Below are 17,374 nucleotides of genomic sequence, written 5' to 3' on the forward strand. Positions count from 1 at the left end.
TCAGAACGAGCGTCGCCATCCGCTCGGCTACACGCGCGGATGATCATGGTTCGACGAGGAAGACGGATGCCGTGGCCCAGGCGAATGTCCTTCGGGCGTTTGCGAAACGGCACCGAGGAAGACTTCAGGCGCCGGGGGTACGAATACTGCTCGAGAAAATGGTGCTGCACCTCCGAGAGAGCGGCACCCGCGAGGAGCGCGGCAAAGCTTTAGGCCGGACCGCACGCAATAGCGCAGCGTCCATGGCATGGATTTCGCTCAATCGAGCGAGTTTCATTTGAACTCCTGGGCTGGCGACTGCGAGACCGTCATGGTCGTACGGATTTTGTATGGTGTCCCAGCAATCCACGTGCCACCAAAGCCATTTGCGAGCCTCGCTTGAGGAGGGCAAAACCATGCGCCTCGGGTCCACCGACGGAATACTCGCGCCTCAGTGTCTGGTCCCGGACAGTTAATGTCTTGAGCCGGACACGGCTGAACACGACATGCCGAAGTCGAACATCTGCTCCAGCGGCGATATTGCGGCCGAATCGCTCGGCTGACAGAGCACGCGTCTCGGCACGCGACGGATATGCAAATTAATTCCTCACTTTGTTGCGGCGGGGTGGCCAGGGAAAAATTCCGCCTGCTACCGTCTCAGAGAACAAGCGTACCCTCCAGGGTCTGACCGATGACGAGTTTGATCGAGAGCACTTCCTCCAAGCCTGTTCCCGGCTCATCGATCATTGTTTGGCCGTGACATCCCAGCCGCGGAGGGGGAGCCCATATGGATCTTCGGCCTTGAAGTGCGATGGCAGGTCAGAAAGCGTTACGGTGATCCGGATTGGCGCTTTGATATCGAGGTCGAAGAAATCGCAGTCGTCTGCAAAAATGTAGGACCTGGGATTCAGACACAGCTTGATCGCGTCCCGCACGGTGGTCTTGGTCGCAGATCCCCTGGGCCAATGAGACAATTACGCCGGGGGATGGCGCCCGCCCATTTTAACCTCTTGATGCCGCGGAAATTTTCCACTTCCAAGTAGACGATGCGCGTTGATTCCCCCAGGCCGTGCGGCACGCCGGCTAGTGAGCGCTTCGGCATCAATCGTTGCGCCCGGCCCGTCGAACAGCATGTAAAGTGAGGAAACGGCAGGAAGATTTTTCGCGCCCTTCTCAGGAAAAGGAGTGGTCGGCTTCACGCCGAGTGCCTTGCCCCGCTGCCACGCCGGCATGGTCAAGAGGTGACCCGGGCTTGCAACTGTCGCACCGGAATGTCTCGCTTAGGTCGTCGATCAGCTTGGGATAGTCGATGCCGACGTCAACGTCCGCGGCAGAGAAGGACTGCCACGCAATTGCTCGTTCGTTCCGTCGGTCAAACATACATTTAGTCGACGGCATCAGCACTCAGATCGTGCGGCATCGTTCCATACTGCTGCGAAGAAAGAGTGCCAACCGAGTTGCTCGGGTGATCAGAACCAGGAATCCATCAGGTGAACAAGCTGGGAGGCCGTATAAAAGGCTTCCTGCGCTACACGAAAACGCTGGCGTTCAACGGCAGTGACCGGCAACGGCAAATCGTTCTCCGCGATCTGCCCCAATACGTACGAAGCCAAAACACTGCCAAACACTGTGCCTGGTGCGATTCCGCGGCCGTTATAGCCACTGAAACCGATGACGTTGCGGTCTAGCTTGTGAAGCCGGGGCAAGTTGTCCGACGTCATTCCAATCATGCCAAACCAGCCGGTTTCAAACTGGACGTCCCGAAGTCTTGGAAAAAGCTTACGCAACGATCTTTGGGCCCAGGCCCGGTGAATAGACCGCCCCATCCCCTCAAGCGCACCAACACTGCCAAACACCAGTCGCCCGGAGCGGTCGAGGCGAAATGAAGAGAGGACCTCTCGAGTGTCCCACACACCCTGCCGCTCAGGCAGGATCGACTTTCTCAGATCGTCGGGCAGAGAAGGCGTGGCAAAGTTGAAATAGGGCAGTTGAATCTGTTCCTGCCGTACCTCAGACCAAATTCCCTTGCTATAAGCATCCGTCGCGACGACCACCCAGTCCGCCTCTACAGATCCGCTTTCGGTGCCGACTCTCCAGCGCAAACCGTTGTGTTGCGCCATGACGGCCTCGCTTTGCGTAAATATCCTGGCTCCCATCGCAAGCGCGGCCCGCGCTAACCCTCGCACATAGGCCAATGGTTGTAGGGTGCCGGCGCGGTTATCGAGCAGCGCGCCGGTGTAGTCGCCACCGCCTACTTTCCTGCGTGTTGCCTCCGCATTTAGCACCAAAACGGCCGCTCCACGCTTCTGCCATTGTTCGGCCCGGGCCTCAATCTCCTCCAAGCCCTTACGTCCCACCGCACAATGCAAGGTGCCGGCACGTTCCACTTCACATTCGATGTCGTGCTTTTCGATGAGTTCGAACACCGTCTGCGGTCCGCGGCCGAGTTGTTCAAGCAACCGTTCTCCAAATGGCGCGCGGAGCGCGGCCGGAAGCGCGTCAGCCATGAGCCACATGCCCGCATTCACGAGCCCGACGTTCCGCCCGGAGCCGCCGAATCCTATTTCAGACGCCTCTAAAAGCGCGACACGCGCTCCACCTTCAGCAAGATGAAGGGCCGCCGACAGCCCGGTATATCCACCGCCAATCACGACGATATCCGCTGCAGTTTCAGCGGTAAGGGGACCAGTTTCTGGCGCTGGTGGCGCAGTCATCGACCACAATCCGTGTGATCGTCGATTGTTTCGCATCCGCCAATCCTCTTACAACTGGCCTTCTTGATCGACCCGAGGTCCAGCAGCTATCGTGAATACCGGTAAGCTCTGGCGGACCTCTCTAGTATGCAAAACTGACGCCGGCCAGTCGCTTATTTCTCATTACATCATCCTTGGGCGCAATGAGTAGCCGCCATCAGGCCAAGTCACGGAGGAGAAACATCGGTCGGGTGAAAGCGATCAGGCGTCGAGATTGTGCAGGCGCTGGCGGTTGCGCAGCACGATCTGGCGAGCGCCGGAGAAGCCGAGTATGCCCTTTGCGTGAAGCTGCGAGAGCGCGCGCGACACGGTTTCGAGCGTGAGGCCGAGATAGTCGCCGATATCGCGCCGACACATCGGCAGCGCCATCATGCCGGCGACCGCGAGGCGGCGATCCATTTCGAGCAGGAAAGTTGCAACACGCTCCATCGCCGTCTTGCGCCCCAGCAGCAACATGTGATCTTCGGCGTGACGCAGCTCGCCCGCCGTCATGGCCCAGAGCTTGCGCGCGACCTGTACGTCGGTGCCGGCGACTCTTTCGAGGCTGGCCCGCTCCACGAGGCGCACGCTGGTGGCGATAATCGCTTCGGCCGCAAGGCGATGCGTCTGGCCGGGTTCGAGGCCGAACACGTCACTGGGGAGGTGGAACGCGCCGATCTGACGGCGGCCGTCGGAGAGCAGCTTGTAGCTGCGCACCGCGCCGGAGACGACCTGATAGACATATTCGGCGGGCTCGTCCTCGCCGTAGACCTCCTCGTCCTTGCGATAGGAGAACTCGGTGGCAACGAGGCCGGCATGTCCGGCGATCGCGCCGAACTGGTCGGAAACGGGACGCGCGGGAGCGATCTTACCGCCGATTTGGGTGTTAATCGCCTCGGTCTTGAGCGTCTGGGTCAGCATCTGTGCCATCTCCGTTGTGATGGTGCATTGGTACGCGGGATCGTACGGTCCGGAAATTTCGAGCGATATCTTAAGGAGGTTTACCTACGGAGAATCCCGTAGGTCAGTGGCCGCGCCTGTCCTGGATGGCGTGGCGGATGCATTTTGCGAGGCTTTCATCGAGGAGCGGCTTCAAAATCACGTCCTTGATCCCAGCCGCCGCCGCCCGTGCTGAGATCTGTCCGTCCGGATAACCCGTGATCAGGATCACGGGCGTGTCCACGTCGGATTGGCGCAGCCGCCCGGCCAGCTCGATGCCATTGATGTCAGGCATCTTGTAGTCGATGACGTAACAGTCTGCGCGTGGCGGGCTCGTCGCATTGAGCAGCGCCGTGGCATTCCTGAAGGTCCGTACGGCAAAACCGTCGGTTTCCAACAGGAACCGCAGGGAGCCCAGCACGGCGGCATCGTCATCGACCACATAGACGGTGAGCTTCGCCGATGACGCCATCGGGAGACGCTTATGCTGCAAGCCGATCTCGATCATGCTGATTGGCTAGCACAGGGCCAGCGCAAGGGCTTTGACCTGTCTCAATCCTTGATCAGGCCGGCGCGCATCGCCAGCCGCACCAGCTCCGAGAGGCTGTTGGCCTGCATCTTGGTCATCACATTGGCCCGGTACACCTCGATCGTGCGCGGGCTGATATCGTATTCGCGGGCGATCAGCTTGTTGGAGAGGCCTGCGATCAGGCCATCCATGACCTGCCGTTCGCGCGGGCTCAAGGAGGCGACGCGGGCGGCGATGTGATGGGCGACGGTCTCGTTCTTGGCGACCGGTTCGGCCTGGCGGATAGCGGCTTCGATCATGGTGACGAGGCGGTCGTCCTCGAATGGCTTCTCGAGAAAGTCGACCGCACCAAGCTTCATCGCCTCGACTGCGAGCGGCACCTCGCCGTGACCAGTCATGATCAGGATCGGAAACGGACTGTTCTGCGCCTTCATGCGCTTGAGAAGCTCGATCCCATCAAGGCCAGGCATGCGGATGTCCGAGACGACGCAGCCGAAGGCGAGGCCGGGCAGGGCGTCGAGAAAGCCTTGCGTGTTGTCGAACAACGTGACGCCGAAGCCGGAGGAGTCCAGCAGGAAGTTCAGCGAGTCCCGCATCGCCTCGTCGTCGTCGATGACGTAGACATGTCCCTCGGTCGTCATGAATCAGTTCTCATCGGCTGCCGGGAGGGTGAAGCGGAATGTCGCGCCGCCCGATGCGTTGCTTTCGGCCACCATGCGGCCGCCGTGAGCCTCGATGATCGAGCGGCTGATCGACAGTCCGACGCCCATGCCGGTCTCTTTGGTGGTGAAGAAGGTCTGGAACAGATTTGGAATGACGTCGACCTGAAAGCCGGGGCCGGTGTCGGACACTTCCACCTCGATCATGTCGTCACTGACGCGCCTGTTGATGACGGCGAGCTCGCGCCGCGGCGATTGCGCCATCGCTTCCAGCGCGTTGCGGAACAGGTTGACCAGCACCTGCTGGATCTGCACCCGGTCGGCAAGGACGAGATCGGCGTCCGGATCGAGGCTGAAGCGGAGCTGCACGTTCTGCTCGCGCGCGCCGGCAAGGCCCAGCGCGCCGGCTTCCTCGATCAGCTTGGACAAGCTTTCGACCCGCTTTTCGGACTCGCCGCGGCAAACGAAGTCGCGCAAGCGCCGGATGATCTGCCCGGCGCGTAGCGCCTGTTCCGAGGCGCGATCCAGCGCGCTCTCGATCTTCGGCGTGTTCGGATCGGTACTGCCGGCGAGCAGTCGCCGCGAGCCCTTCATGTAATTGCTGATCGCCGCGAGCGGCTGGTTGATCTCGTGGGCGAGCGCGGAAGCCATTTCGCCCATCGCGGTCAGCCGCGAGACGTGCACGAGCTCGGACTGCAATTCCTGGAGCCGCGCCTGGGTCTGCTGGTGCTCGGTCAGGTCGCGGACGAAGCCGGTGAAATAGGGCTCGCCGCCCGATTGCATCTCGCCGATCGACAGGTGCATCGGAAACGTTGTTCCGTCGCGACGCTTGCCGGTGACGATGCGGCCGATGCCGATGATGTGCGGATCGTGGGTGGAGCGATAGCGGGCGATGTAGCTGTCGTGGCGGGCGCGGTCGGGCTCCGGCATCAAAATGCTGACGTTCTGGCCGATCGCTTCGTGCTCGGACCAGCCGAACAGCCGCTCCGCCGCCGTGCTGAACAGCTGGATGATGCTGTTGCCGTCGATGACGATCATCGCATCGGGAATGGTGTGGAGGATCGAGCGGAGGTGGCTCTCGCGGGTGCGCAGCGCTTGCTCGACCTGTTTCTCCTCGTCGATGTCCAGAAAGATACCGCTGAGATGACGGGCGGCGCCGGCTTCATCGCGAATGACTCCCGCCCGGGCGCGGATCCATTGCCCATTCTCTGATTCGCCTGCGACCCGGAAAGACAGGTCGAACCCGCCGCCCCGCTCGGAGACGCGCTTGATCGCCGTCTCGACCCGCTGGCGGTCCCCGGGCTCGAGGCGGGACATAAACAGGTCGTAGCTCCGCGGCTGGCCCCGCGCGACGCCGAGCAAAGTACCGGCGGTTTCCGACCAGTCCAGCTCCCGCGTGTTGAGGTCGAGATCCCAGGTGCCGACGCCGAATCCTTCGATTCGGACCCGAAAATGTTCGCCGCGAGCGTCGTCTGGTGGATGCGTGACGCGGCTCGGCGACAAGCTAGTGCTCCTATTCTCCTGCGGCGGGTTCTGTGCCGTGAAGACGGCTGCAATTTCGCCCAAGGCCGGGCCGGAGGCAAGTTCGGATGTCTGATTTTATTGGCGGATTTCTTCCAGCTGGCGCGACGAAATTTGATCTACCTCATGCCGCCTTGCGTCGGCGCGGCTAGATTCCATTGCATCTCGCTGCCCGGAGGCTCCCGATGACATATGCGTCAGTGATGGTCAGCTTCGCGCTAGATCAGCCCAACAACGGCCGTCTTCGGGTCGCGGGCGAACTCACCGAACGGTTCGAGGCGGCCATAGTCGGCGTTGCCGCGGCGAAGTTCGCTCCGCCGCTCCATTTCGCTGACGGGGCCGAGGCTCAAGGGCTGATCGACCGGGAGCAGAATTCAGTCAGGAAACGTCTTACCAATCTGGAAGCGCAATTTCCGCGCCGCGACGAGGGCGCGCGGCGGACTTGCGCAATGGCGCAGCGCCATGGATTTCCCACGCGGTTTGTCCTCGCGCAGGTGCGGTGCGCCGATATCGGCGTCAGCGGCGGGCACAGCCCGGCCTTTCCGATGCCTTTTCGCTCGCAAGCCCGAAGGATCTGGTGATGCAGGCCGGGCCGGCCGCTCCTGATCGTGCCCGACGGGGTCAACTGGCTCAGTCTGCGCAGCGTGCTCGTGGCCTGGAAGGACACGCCCGACCCAGATGAATCGAGGACGAACCGTGTACAAGTTTCTTGAGCAGACCGTCGACGGCTACATGACGCGCGACGTCCGGATGGTGAAGCGCGATCTCGACCTGCTCGAACTCAGCGAGATGTTCGAGCGCGACGATTTCAACTCCTATCCGGTCGAGGACGACGGCCAGATGGTCGGCATCGTCACCAAATTCGACATCCTGAAGGGCTTCGCCTTCACGCCGAGCCAGATGCTGCCGCGCTATCACGATCTGACGAGCCGCAAGGTCGGCGACGTCATGACGCCTGAATTCATCTATGTCAGTCCCGACACCAAGTTGACGCGCGTGCTCCAGATCATGGTCGAGCACCGCATCAGGAGCGTCATCGTTCTCAACAGCCGCCAGAAGCTGGTCGGAATCATCGCCCGTGAGGACGTCATCGCCGCACTCAAGGCGACCGCGCGCGACTGACAGGCCGTCCGCAAATCCGTCGACTTGAGCTCCGTGGTTTCACGGAAGCGGTGGTTGCCGCGCGCTGCGCGGAGCGCGAGCGATTGATATCGCTCTCCGACCAGCGGCTGCTTCACATTACCAGAAATTCATTGACCTTGATTTCAATCAAGTCCCCGCGAGGGGGATGTGGTTTCTGGCGGCGTGTTCTTTCAGAGAGAATCCGCGATGCCCCAGCCCTCCATCTCCAAAACCATGACGACAGGCGAAAGCGGCCTGGCGTTCATCTTCGCGGTCGCTGCCTTCCTATGCTTGATCGCCTCGGCCAAGGCGCTCGACGCGCCGTTCGCCTTCCACGCCGGGCTGAGCGCGGCGGCGAGCGTGGCCGCCGTGTTCTTCATCATCAACCGCTACTACGACCGTCCGGCGGCGCTGCCGCCCGCGGAGACCAACGGTCGTCCCAACTACAACATGGGCCCGATCAAGTTCACCGCCGTCATGGCGATGGTTTGGGGCATCGCGGGCTTCCTGGTCGGGCTCATCATTGCCTCGCAGCTGGCCTGGCCCGCACTGAACTTCGATCTGCCGTGGATTCAATTCGGCCGGCTGCGGCCGCTGCACACCTCCGCCGTGATCTTCGCCTTCGGCGGCAACGTGCTGATCGGCACGTCGTTCTACGTCGTGCAGAAGTCCTGCCGCGCGCGGCTCGTCGGCGACCTCGCGCCCTGGTTCGTCGTGCTCGGCTACAACTATTTCATCCTCATCGCCGGCACGGGCTATCTGCTCGGCGTCACCCAGTCCAAGGAATATGCCGAGCCGGAATGGTACGCCGATCTCTGGCTCACCATCGTCTGGGTCACCTATCTGCTGGTCTTCCTCGGCACGATCATCAAGCGCAAGGAGCCGCATATCTTCGTCGCGAACTGGTTCTATCTCGCCTTCATCGTGACGATCGCGGTTCTGCATCTCGGCAACAACCCCGCGCTGCCGGTGTCGTTCTTCGGCTCGAAATCCTACATCGCCTGGGGCGGCATCCAGGATGCCATGTTCCAGTGGTGGTATGGCCATAACGCGGTCGGCTTCTTCCTGACCGCCGGCTTCCTCGCCATCATGTACTACTTCATTCCGAAGCGCGCGGAGCGGCCGATCTATTCCTACCGCCTGTCGATCATCCATTTCTGGGCGCTGATCTTCCTCTACATCTGGGCAGGTCCGCACCATCTGCACTACACCGCGCTGCCGGACTGGACGCAGACGCTGGGCATGACCTTCTCGATCATGCTGTGGATGCCGTCCTGGGGCGGCATGATCAACGGCCTGATGACGCTGTCGGGCGCCTGGGACAAGCTGCGCACCGACCCTGTGCTGCGCTTGCTCGTTGTCTCCGTCGCCTTCTATGGCATGTCGACCTTCGAGGGGCCGATGATGTCGATCAAGGTGGTCAACTCGCTCAGCCATTACACCGACTGGACCATCGGCCACGTGCATTCCGGCGCGCTCGGCTGGGTCGGCTTCGTCTCCTTCGGCGCGCTGTACTGCCTGGTGCCCTGGGTCTGGAATCGCAAGGGCCTCTACAGCCTGAAGCTCGTCAACTGGCATTTCTGGATCGCGACGCTGGGCATCGTTCTCTACATCTCGGCGATGTGGGTGTCCGGCATCCTGCAGGGCCTGATGTGGCGCGCCTACACCTCGCTCGGCTTCCTCGAATATTCCTTCATCGAGACCGTCGAGGCGATGCATCCCTTCTACATCATCCGTGCCGCCGGCGGCGCGCTGTTCCTGATCGGCGCGCTGATCATGGCCTACAATCTCTGGATGACGGTTCGCGTCGGCGAGCAGGAAGTCCAGATGCCCGCCGCTCTTCAGCCGGCGGAATGAGGAGCTTCCCATGTCGTTCTGGACACGCCATCAAATCTTCGAAAAGAACTCGATCATCCTGGTCGTCGGCATTTTGCTGGTGATCGCGATCGGCGGTCTCGTCGAGATCACGCCGCTGTTCTACCTCAAGAGCACGATCGAGGTGGTCGACGGCGTCAGGCCCTACACGCCGCTGGAGCTCGCCGGCCGCAACATCTATGTCCGCGAAGGCTGCTATCTCTGCCATTCGCAGATGATCCGTCCGTTGCGCGACGAGGTCGAACGCTACGGCCACTTCTCGCTCGCCGCCGAGAGCATGTTCGATCACCCGTTCCAGTGGGGGTCGAAGCGCACCGGGCCTGACCTTGCCCGCGTCGGCGCCAAATATTCCGACGACTGGCACGTCACGCATCTGACCAATCCGCGCGCGATCGTGCCGCAATCGGTGATGCCGGGTTATCCGTTCCTCAGTTCAACCGAGGTCGATCCCAGCACGATTGCCGACCACATGCGCACGCTGCGGACCGTCGGCGTTCCCTATACCGACGACCAGATCGCCAACGCGGGCGCTGACATGAAGGCCCAAGCCGATCCTGATAATGCCGGCACCGATGCCTTCACCAAGCGCTACGCCAAGGCCGTCGTGCGCAATTTCGACGGCAAGGCCGGAACGCCGACCGAGATGGACGCGCTGATCGCGTATTTGCAGATGCTCGGCACGCTGGTCGACTTCAAGCTTTACAACGAGAAAGCCAATCTTCGCTGAGAAGGCATCCACCGATGAAAGCCATCCTGACACTCGACAATCTCGCCTCCGGTCTCGTGACCACGATCTGGACGCCGGTCTTCGTCGCGATCTTTCTCGCGATCATCGCCTACGCGTTTTGGCCCCGCAACAAGGCTGAGTTCGACGAAGCGGCCAGCCTGCCGCTGCGGGAGGAGTGAGAGATCATGACCGATCATCATAGCGAGATCGATTCCGTTACCGGCAGGGCCACGACCGGCCATGAGTGGGACGGCATCAAGGAGCTGAACACGCCGTTGCCCCGCTGGTGGGTGATCACTTTCTATCTGACGATCGTTTGGGCGATCGGCTACTGGATCGTGTATCCGGCGTGGCCGCTGATCTCGAGTAACACGCGCGGCGTGCTCGGTTACTCCTCCCGCGCCGACGTCGCGGTCGAGCTTGCCAATCTCGACAAGATCCGGGGTGACAAGATGGCGGCACTTGGCGCGGCCTCGCTCGCCGACATCGAGAATGACCCGGCCTTGCTGGCTCTCGCGCGCGCCAAGGGCAAGACCGTGTTCGGCGACAATTGCGCGCCGTGCCACGGCTCTGGCGGTGCCGGCGCCAAGGGCTTCCCGAACCTGAACGACGACGACTGGCTGTGGGGCGGCACGCTCGACCAGATCATGCAGACCATCCAGTTCGGCGCCCGCTCCGGCCACGCCAAGACCCATGAAGGCCAGATGCTCGCCTTCGGCAAGGACGGCGTTCTGAAGGGCGACGAGATCGTCACGGTCGCCAACTACGTGCGCTCGCTGTCGGGCCTCTCAACCCGAAAGGGCTATCACGCCACCAAGGGCGAGAAGATCTTTGCGGACAATTGCGTCGCCTGCCATGGCGATGGCGGCAAGGGCAACCCGGAGCTCGGCGCGCCCAACTTGACCGACAAGATCTGGCTCTACGGTTCGGACGAGGCGACCCTTGTCGAGACCATCAGCAATGGCCGTGCCGGCGTCATGCCGGCCTGGGAAGGACGGCTTGATCCTTCCACCATCAAGGCGATGGCGGTCTACGTCCACTCCTGGGCGGCGGACAATAGTTGAGAGGCGGGGGCGAACAGAAACGCCCCCGCTTGAGCTGGATCAACTGACGCGGCGTGGTCGGGGCTAGGTTGAATCGCACCTTCGAAAAGTCCAGGCGATGAACAAGACCGTGAACCCGAACGAGCTCACATCGGATGACGATAGCGGACCGCTCTATGTGGCCCAGAAGAAGGTGTATCTCCAGAGCATCTCCGGGACCTTCCGCCGGATCAAATGGGGCCTGATGGCGTTCTGCCTCGGCGTCTATTACTTCCTGCCGTTCGTGCGCTGGAATCGCGGCCTCGGCGCGCCGAGCCAGGCTGTGCTGATCGACCTGCCGAACAGCCGCTTTTATTTCTTCTTCATCGAGCTGTGGCCGCAGGAGGTCTACTACTTCACCGGCCTCCTGATCGTGGCTGCGGTGGCGCTGTTCCTGATGAACTCGGTCGGCGGCCGCATCTGGTGCGGCTATCTCTGCCCGCAAACGGTGTGGACCGACCTGTTCTATGCCGTCGAGCGGCTGATCGAAGGCGATCGCCGCGAGCGGATGAAGAAGGACAAGTCGTCCGATCCGATGAAGCTCGAGCGCATCTCGGAGATCGTGCTCAAGCATTCGATCTGGCTCCTGATCGCCTGGTGGACCGGCGGTGCCTGGGTGCTCTACTTCAACGACGCACCGACCCTGGTGAAGGAGCTCGTCACCTTCCAGGCGCCGATGATCGCCTATATCTGGATCGGCATCCTGACGGCAACGACCCATGTGCTCGCCGGCTTCATGCGCGAGCAGGTCTGCACCTATATGTGCCCGTGGCCGCGCATCCAGGCCGCGCTCACCGACGAATGGGCGCTCAACGTCACCTACCGCTACGATCGTGGCGAGAAGCGCACTTCGGTGAAGAAGGCCGCGGAGCTGCGCGCGCTTGGCGAGCACGTCGGCGATTGCGTCGACTGCTATCAATGCGTCGCGGTCTGCCCGACCGGCATCGACATCCGCAACGGGCCGCAGCTCGAATGCATCCAGTGCGGGCTCTGCATCGACGCCTGCGACAACGTCATGACCAAGATCGGCCGGCCGAAGCGGCTGATCGGCTATGACAACGACATCAACATCCAGCGACGCCAGGAGGGCAAGGCGCCGATCTATCGCATCGTCCGGCCCCGCACCGTCGTCTACGGCGCGATCATCGCCACCGTCGGCGGCATCATGCTCTATACGCTGGCGACCCGCAGTCTGCTCGACGTCAACGTGCTGCACGACCGCAATCCGGTCGCAGTCAGGCTCAGCGACGGTTCGATCCGCAACGCCTATACGGTTCGGCTTCTGAACAAGAGCGGTTACGACCGCGTCATCGCGATCGACGCCAACGGTCCGGTCAACGCCACGATCCACGTCGTTGGCGTCGATTCCGTGACGCCCGACCGGCCCATAATCGTGATCCCGCGCGACTCCACTAGCGAGTTGCGGCTGCTCGTCACCGCGCCGGCGGACGTCAATCCGGAGAAGTCGACCCCCGTTCGCTTTCACGTCACCGATATCGGGCTCGGCGAGGTCGCCTCCGCCACCGACAATTTTGTCGCTCCTTGAGAAAGTCCGGAATTCGCCATGGCATCCACACCGAAGCCGCTGACCGGAACCAAAGTCATGCTGATGCTGGCCGCCTTCTTCGGCGTCGTGATCGGCGTCAACGTGACCATGGCGAAGCTCGCGATCGCGACGCTGCCCGGCACGGACGTCGACAGCCCCTATGCCGCGGGGCTCAGCTATGACCGGGAGATCTCGGCGGCGCAGGATCAGGCCGCACGCAAATGGCAGGTCAACGCCCATATCGAGCGCCGCACTGATGGTGGCGCCACGGTCCAGGTCGAGGCACGCGATTCCAGCGGCCAGCCCATGACCGGATTGAAGTTCGGCGGCCGCCTGGAGCGGCCGACCGACAAGCGCGCCGATCTCGCGGTAGAACTCTCCGAGGCCGGCGTCGGCATCTATCGCGGCAGCGCTACTTCCGTCGCGTCGGGCCAGTGGGATCTCGTGATCGAGGGCGAAGCACGGGGCGAGCGTGTGTTCATGTCGCGCAACCGCGTGATCCTAAACTGAAGGAAGTCGTCATGCACGTCACGCGCGATTTCTCCCACTATGTCCGTGTTGCGGGTGAGGGCGTCCAGCACATCGAACTCGCGGTCGAAGGCGTTCACTGCGCCGGTTGCATGGCCAAGATCGAGCGCGGGCTGTCGGCCATGCCCGACGTCACGCTGGCGCGCATGAACCTCACCGACCGCCGCGTCGCGCTGGAATGGAAGCAGGGCTCGCTCGACCCGGTCCGTTTCATCGATCGCCTCGAGGAGCTCGGCTACAAGGCTTACCCTTACGAGACCGAGAGTGCGGAAGCGAATGAGGTCGCGGAATCGCGCTTCCTGTTGCGCTGCCTCGGCGTCGCCGCGTTTGCCACCATGAACGTGATGATGCTGTCGATCCCGGTGTGGTCCGGCAACGTCTCGGACATGCTGCCCGAGCAGCGCGACTTCTTCCACTGGCTATCGGCGCTGATTGCGCTGCCGGCGGCGGCCTATGCCGGCCAGCCGTTCTTCCGCTCGGCCTGGCGGGCGCTGTCAAACAAGACCACCAACATGGACGTCCCGATCTCGATCGGTGTGACCTTGGCGCTCGGCATGTCCGTGGCCGAAACCATCCATCACGCAGAGCATGCCTATTTCGACGCGGCGATCATGCTGCTCACCTTCCTACTGGTCGGCCGCTTCCTCGACCAGAGCATGCGGCGGCGGACTCGCGCGGTTGCCGGCAATCTCGCCGCGCTGAAGGCGGAGACGGCGGCCAAGTTCGTCGGGTCCGACGAAATCTCGCAGGTGCCGGTCGCCGCGATCCATCCCGGCGACATCGTGCTGCTCCGGCCAGGTGAGCGCTGCGCGGTCGACGGCACCGTGATCGAGGGACGCTCCGAGATCGACCAGAGCCTGATCACCGGCGAGACGCTCTATGTCACGGCCGAGAGTGGCACGCCGGTCTATGCGGGATCGATGAACATCTCGGGTACGCTGCGGGTGCGGGTCTCGGTGGCCGCAGAGGCGACGCTGCTCGCCGAGATTACGCGGTTGCTCGACAACGCGCTCCAGGCGCGCTCGCGCTACATGCGGCTCGCCGACCGCGCCTCGCGGCTCTACGCACCGGTGGTGCATGCCACCGCGCTCGTGACTATTTTGGGCTGGGTCATCGCCGGCGCAAGCTGGCATGATGCGATCGTCACCGGCATTGCCGTGCTGATCATCACCTGTCCCTGCGCGCTCGGGCTCGCCATTCCCACCGTGCAGACGGTGGCCTCGGGCGCGATGTTCAAGTCCGGCGTGCTGCTCAATTCCGGCGACGCGATCGAGCGGCTGGCCGAAGCCAACCATGTCATTTTCGACAAGACCGGCACGCTGACGCTGCCCGATCTCGAAGTGACGAATGCCGCGGATATCCCCGCCGACATCTTCGAGCTCGCCGGTCGCCTCGCGCTGTCGAGCCATCATCCGGTCGCCGCCGCGGTTGCGCAGGCTGCTGGCGCCAGATCGCCGATCGTCGGCGCGGTCGAGGAGGCCGGGCAGGGCGTGCGAGCCGTTGTCGACAGCGTCGAGCTTCGCCTCGGCCGCCCATCCTTCTGCGGCGCCGAGGCTTTGGTCAGCGGTGCCAATTTCGACCCCGAAGCCTCCATCGTGGCCTTCAGCAAGGGGGCCGAAAAGTTCGTCCTCTCGGTGCGCCAGGGCCTGCGTCCGGATGCGCAGGCTGTGATAGCGGCGCTGAAGGCGCGCAATGTGGGTTTCGAGATCCTCTCCGGCGATCGCGAACCGGCGGTGTGGGCGGCGGCCAACTCCTCGGCATCGCCGAATGGCGTGCCGGCGTCACGCCAGCCGGCAAGATCGCGCGGATCGAGGAGTTGAAGCAGCGCGGCGCAAAGGTGCTGATGGTTGGCGACGGCATGAACGATGCGCCTTCGCTTGCGGCAGCTCACGTCTCGATGTCGCCGATCTCGGCCGCGCATCTCAGCCAAGCGACCGCCGATCTCGTCTTCCTCGGCCGGCCGCTGGCTCCGGTCGTCGCGGCGATCGACTCCGCGCGCAAGGCGCTGCGCCTGATGCGGCAAAACCTCTGGCTTGCCATCGGCTATAACGTCTTGGCGGTGCCGGTCGCGACTAGCGGCGTGGTGACGCCCTGATTGCGGCGGCCGCCATGAGCGGATCGTCAGTTCTGGTGATGCTGAATTCGCTGCGCGCACGCAGCACCTCGCGGGAGATCGCGTGATGGAAATTCTGGTGATCCTAGTTCCGCTGACGCTGGCACTCGGAGGTGCCGGTCTCATCGCCTTCCTCTGGTCGCTCAAGAGTGGCCAGTATGACGATCTCGACGGCGCAGCGTGGCGGGCCGTCGCCGAGGACCAGCCGCCGGAGGAGGCGCAGGGCTAGGCCTAGGTGTGGTCTTTCCAGAGGTGGTCCATCTGGTCTGAACCGAGCAAGCTGAGGTTGCGAAGCTTCAGTGTCCTAAGAGAGACCAGATGAAAGTCCAAAAGAAGGCGTCTTTGACGCGCACCGAGAGGCGGTGGTGCGAAGTGTCATCGAGGTCGGGCTGAGCAAGGCCGAGGCGGCCTATCAGTTCAACACGAGACCGAAGACCATCGCCAAATGGGTCAAGCGGTTCCGCAGAAGGTGTGAAGGGGCGCGTAATCGGTCCTCCAGCCCCACTCACCGTCCAGCCAGCCCCCGCCAACCAGTGCAAGGTCATCGAGACGTCGCGCCGGCAGGCGCCACACAGTCTAGCAAATCGCAGGCCAAATGGACAGTTCGTCATCACCCCGAAGATGCGGCCGAGCTTCCAAGTTGTTGATCTCTCTTGAGGGGGGCGCAGCACCCACGGCGGTGCGCCGGAGCCTCCGACTGCACGAACGAAGCCTAAGCCCATTGGCGCTTGCTGCAGAACGCGCCTCTCTGCGAGACAATGGGTCCCAAAAGGGCAGTAAGGGAACCGCACCGTGACAGCCTCTCTTGATGGCGAAATTCGCGACGGCCGCCATCATATGCAGATCCGGGTCTATTTCGAAGATACCGACTCCGGCCAGATTGTTTATCACGCGAATTTTTTGCGCTTCATGGAACGCGGCAGAACGAACTACTTGCGCCTGCTCGGAATGAATCAGCAAGCGCTACTCAAACAAGCCAAGAACGATGCGCCCGGCTTTGCCTTCGTTGTGCGCTCCATGACAATCGATTTTCTAAAACCGGCGGTCTTGGATGACCTTCTTGACGTCGTCACGGTCCCGCAAGAGGTGAGGGGCGCGTCGATTGCCTTGCTGCAGGAATGCAGGCGCGGAGACGATCTCCTCGTCGCGGCGCGTGTACGCGTGGCGTTTATCTCGGCCGGGAAGGCGCAGCGCATCCCGAAGTCGCTGCGGCTCGCTATGGAAGGGCATAGATAAATCTGTCGCCTCATTCCGCTTTTGCCTTCCAGCGCCCCAAGGAAATCAAGTCATTAGGGTTCTGTTGCGACATCGTCAAACCAATGTTCTCTACGCCACGACCACGGCTCTGCTTTATCCTATAGCGATCGAGCCTACACCACGGCTCGCTTGTAGAGGTCCATAGGTGCAGGCTGCTGCGTCGGGCTTCCAACTCGCGCAGTCGTGGGATTCGCGCTGCCACTGCCATTCACGGACGATAGGCTCAAGATCGTGATTTGGAGGCGAGGATAAATCCGGGTGACGGCGTAGGAATGACCGACATTCAGACCTTCATCTTAGAGCCCGGCACGCCCGAGTTGGCAATGTGCGCGTACTGGCGCGCAGACGCCTTTTCAGTGCTGCAAGCGTCCTTCGAGCAGGAATTGAGATCGATGGAGCTATTTGCTGCGGATCAGAGCCGCGGTATAGCGCTGGTCGCGAAAGCGGATGGTGAGCCGGTCGGGACGTGTCTTCTGATCGAGTCAGAGATCGAGCCTAGCCATGATCTGTCGCCTTGGCTCGCAGGCTTATTCGTCGTCCCCGAGCATCGGCGCAAAGGCGCTGGTGCCGCGTTGGTCCGAGCGATAGAAGATCAAGCCCGGCAACGAAAGTTTTCGCGACTTTACCTTTATACCACGGATACCGTGGGGTTCTACGAAAGGCTCGGCTGGGAAGTACGAGATCGCACTAACTGGAAGGGCTTTGATACGGCGCTAATGGTGCGCGATCTCTAGAGGTGCTGCGATGGCCGCTGCTTGCGTCGTT

Annotated in this window: 15 protein-coding genes and 2 pseudogenes; 12 read left to right on the forward strand and 5 right to left on the reverse strand. The window is 62.4% G+C overall.

Annotated features, from left to right (window positions below; all coding sequences use genetic code 11):
- Window positions 1-1,448 precede the first annotated feature (1,448 nt).
- The 5 genes from ACTGJ9_RS12135 to fixL all read right to left on the reverse strand — a co-directional run bounded on the left by ACTGJ9_RS12135 (window position 1,449) and on the right by fixL (window position 6,341).
- Complete coding sequence (locus ACTGJ9_RS12135; RefSeq protein WP_456677228.1) at window positions 1,449-2,729, reverse strand: NAD(P)/FAD-dependent oxidoreductase; 1,281 nt, start codon at window positions 2,727-2,729, stop codon at window positions 1,449-1,451.
- Between the two features lie 204 nt (window positions 2,730-2,933).
- A complete protein-coding gene (locus ACTGJ9_RS12140; protein ID WP_456677229.1) occupies window positions 2,934-3,632 on the reverse strand; it encodes a helix-turn-helix domain-containing protein in 699 nt (232 codons plus the stop codon).
- Window positions 3,633-3,735: 103 nt separating this feature from the next.
- Window positions 3,736-4,158 (reverse strand): response regulator, encoded by a 423-nt coding sequence (locus ACTGJ9_RS12145; RefSeq protein WP_456677230.1) that lies wholly within the window; start codon window positions 4,156-4,158, stop codon window positions 3,736-3,738.
- A gap of 44 nt (window positions 4,159-4,202) precedes the next feature.
- Window positions 4,203-4,820 carry a response regulator FixJ gene (gene fixJ / locus ACTGJ9_RS12150; protein WP_456677231.1) on the reverse strand — a complete coding sequence of 206 codons (618 nt, stop codon included), beginning with the start codon at window positions 4,818-4,820 and terminating at the stop codon, window positions 4,203-4,205.
- Between the two features lie 3 nt (window positions 4,821-4,823).
- Entirely contained in the window at window positions 4,824-6,341 is a 1,518-nt protein-coding gene (gene fixL, locus ACTGJ9_RS12155; RefSeq protein WP_456677232.1) for a sensor protein FixL, read from the reverse strand.
- A 203-nt stretch (window positions 6,342-6,544) separates the two neighbouring features.
- On the opposite strand from fixL, the pseudogene ACTGJ9_RS12160 reads away from it, so the two are divergent.
- The 12 genes and pseudogenes from ACTGJ9_RS12160 to ACTGJ9_RS12215 all read left to right on the forward strand — a co-directional run.
- A pseudogene (locus tag ACTGJ9_RS12160) lies at window positions 6,545-7,033 on the forward strand (universal stress protein); the annotation flags it as partial.
- A gap of 22 nt (window positions 7,034-7,055) precedes the next feature.
- Entirely contained in the window at window positions 7,056-7,481 is a 426-nt protein-coding gene (locus tag ACTGJ9_RS12165; RefSeq protein ID WP_456677233.1) for a CBS domain-containing protein, read from the forward strand.
- 207 nt (window positions 7,482-7,688) lie between these two features.
- Window positions 7,689-9,338, forward strand: a complete 1,650-nt coding sequence (gene ccoN, locus ACTGJ9_RS12170; protein ID WP_456677234.1) for a cytochrome-c oxidase, cbb3-type subunit I — start codon at window positions 7,689-7,691, stop codon at window positions 9,336-9,338.
- A 10-nt stretch (window positions 9,339-9,348) separates the two neighbouring features.
- On the forward strand, window positions 9,349-10,083 hold the full coding sequence (gene ccoO, locus ACTGJ9_RS12175) for a cytochrome-c oxidase, cbb3-type subunit II (RefSeq protein ID WP_456677235.1): 735 nt from the start codon (window positions 9,349-9,351) through the stop codon (window positions 10,081-10,083).
- 14 nt (window positions 10,084-10,097) lie between these two features.
- Window positions 10,098-10,262: a cbb3-type cytochrome oxidase subunit 3 gene (locus ACTGJ9_RS12180; protein ID WP_456677236.1), complete on the forward strand. Its 165-nt coding sequence runs from the start codon at window positions 10,098-10,100 to the stop codon at window positions 10,260-10,262.
- Window positions 10,263-10,268: 6 nt separating this feature from the next.
- Window positions 10,269-11,147 carry a cytochrome-c oxidase, cbb3-type subunit III gene (ccoP, locus tag ACTGJ9_RS12185; protein ID WP_456677237.1) on the forward strand — a complete coding sequence of 293 codons (879 nt, stop codon included), beginning with the start codon at window positions 10,269-10,271 and terminating at the stop codon, window positions 11,145-11,147.
- 97 nt (window positions 11,148-11,244) lie between these two features.
- Complete coding sequence (gene ccoG / locus ACTGJ9_RS12190; protein WP_456677238.1) at window positions 11,245-12,711, forward strand: cytochrome c oxidase accessory protein CcoG; 1,467 nt, start codon at window positions 11,245-11,247, stop codon at window positions 12,709-12,711.
- Between the two features lie 18 nt (window positions 12,712-12,729).
- On the forward strand, window positions 12,730-13,221 hold the full coding sequence (locus tag ACTGJ9_RS12195) for a FixH family protein (RefSeq protein ID WP_456677239.1): 492 nt from the start codon (window positions 12,730-12,732) through the stop codon (window positions 13,219-13,221).
- A gap of 11 nt (window positions 13,222-13,232) precedes the next feature.
- Window positions 13,233-15,420 (forward strand): annotated as a pseudogene (locus ACTGJ9_RS12200) (cation-translocating P-type ATPase).
- Window positions 15,420-15,581, forward strand: a complete 162-nt coding sequence (ccoS, locus tag ACTGJ9_RS12205) for a cbb3-type cytochrome oxidase assembly protein CcoS (protein ID WP_456678507.1) — start codon at window positions 15,420-15,422, stop codon at window positions 15,579-15,581. The pseudogene ACTGJ9_RS12200 and the gene ccoS overlap by 1 nt, the downstream one beginning before the upstream one ends.
- A 563-nt stretch (window positions 15,582-16,144) precedes the next feature.
- A complete protein-coding gene (ybgC, locus tag ACTGJ9_RS12210) occupies window positions 16,145-16,588 on the forward strand; it encodes a tol-pal system-associated acyl-CoA thioesterase (protein ID WP_456677240.1) in 444 nt (147 codons plus the stop codon).
- Between the two features lie 293 nt (window positions 16,589-16,881).
- Window positions 16,882-17,343: a GNAT family N-acetyltransferase gene (locus ACTGJ9_RS12215; protein ID WP_456677241.1), complete on the forward strand. Its 462-nt coding sequence runs from the start codon at window positions 16,882-16,884 to the stop codon at window positions 17,341-17,343.
- The last annotated feature ends 31 nt before the right edge of the window (window positions 17,344-17,374 follow it).

The organism is Bradyrhizobium sp. RDM12 (assembly GCF_051917485.1).
Taxonomy (GTDB): Bacteria; Pseudomonadota; Alphaproteobacteria; order Rhizobiales; family Xanthobacteraceae; genus Bradyrhizobium.